Source organism: Actinoplanes oryzae (genome assembly GCF_030757795.1).
In the GTDB taxonomy this organism is placed as follows: domain Bacteria; phylum Actinomycetota; class Actinomycetes; order Mycobacteriales; family Micromonosporaceae; genus Actinoplanes.
This window is the reverse complement of record NZ_JAUQWH010000341.1, coordinates 1-1485: the sequence shown is the minus strand read 5'-3', so window position 1 is coordinate 1485 and position 1485 is coordinate 1. Positions and strand designations below refer to the sequence as shown.

The 1485-nt window shown below is 66.1% G+C and carries 1 pseudogene; it reads right to left on the bottom strand.

From position 1 onward, the window contains the following. Positions 1-1485: pseudogene (locus tag RBH18_RS43800) on the bottom strand (hypothetical protein); the annotation flags it as partial.

Below are 1485 nucleotides of genomic sequence, written 5' to 3'. Positions count from 1 at the left end.
CCGTCGCGCCAGGCGAGGGTGTTGAAGGTGACGTTGACGTGGAGTTGGTGGCCGTCGGGGAAGGTGTGGCGGCCGTTGACCATCTCGTTGATGGTGTTCTGGACGGCTTGGCCGTAGTCGAGGCGTTGTTGTGGGGTGACGGCGTCGTTCTGGGAGACCAGGTCGAGGGTGACGTCGTAGGCGCGGACCGGGGTGCCGTCGGGTGCGGTGAACTCGCGTACCTGGAAATTGATCGTGGTCTTCTCGCCCGCCATCTCATGCGTGCCGGGCACGAATGGCTGGGCGGCTGGGACATAGCGCTCGGTGCGTAGCTGGTTCGGGGGCGCGGTGTCGTAGGCCTGCTGCCAGTCCGCGGGCATGGACTGGGTGGTGGTCGCCGGCGCGCTGACGTTCGGGGTGACGGTGTCGATGCGCGGCGGGGCGGAGGAGGGGACCTGCGGTGCGTCGGTGAAGGGGTTGGCGTGCAGGGCGGCGTTGGTGCCGGCGGCCAGGTCGAAGAGGGTGGCGCCGGGGTCGCCGTAGCGCTGCTCCATCCGGTTGCGGAGCTTGGTGATGTCGCCGGGGGTGAGCGCCCTGGGGTTGAAAGCGACGTTGGCCAGGTTGTCGACGAGGCCGGCGTTGCGCAGCGGGGCGTAGGTGTTTTTGGTGTGGATCAGGTGGGTGATCTGGTCGGTCCAGGTTTTGCGGTCGGCGTGGGATTGCGGGATGGTGTCGGGTTTGGTGCGGTCGTATTTGGTGAGTAGCCGGTCGCTGTCGGTGGTGATGGTCAGGTTGGGGTCGACGATGGTGAAGGTTTTTGGGTCGGTGCCCTCGAAAAGCCGGTTGGCCTCGACCGAGGTGGCCAGACCGCGGCCCTCTTTCGACGTGTACGTCAGTGCGGTCGAGTTGTTCGACTGGACGCCGAAGGTGATGTTGTTTTCCAGCCGTTGCTGGTCCACCCGGATGAACGTGTTGGGCTCGGGCAGGTAGACGGCTCGCGGATCGACCTGGGCCATGGCGTGGCGGACGGCGCGGTCGCGTTGGTTGGCCTGCTGCGCCATCGGGTCAGCGGCCGGGTCGAATTGGTAGCCGCCGGTGATCAGGTGTGCCTGGTCGTTGTCGGCGATGGTGGTGTCGGCGTTGGTGAACAGGCCGGTCATGTCGGTGACGTCGGCGTCGCCGGTGTGCAGGAAGGTCGGCTGTTCTGTTTGTAGTTCGCCGAGCAAGGTTTCGGTGTGCGGGTGGCGGACGATCGTTTCCCGGATCGCCGCGTAAGGAATGGTGTCTTGGCCGAGCGGGCGGCCTTGTTCGATGTCGCGGTTGGTCCACGAGAACCCGACCACCGTGACCGGGAACGGTGCGTTGATGGTTTGGTTGAGGGTGTCGGCGATCTGCTGGTCGGAGAAGGCCCCGCGGTAGCCGTTGACACCGATGGCCAGGCCGAAGCGGCCGGTGTGGGCGTTGTTGTCGAACCCGGCGGCGTACTTGTCGACCAGGGCTTGTAGA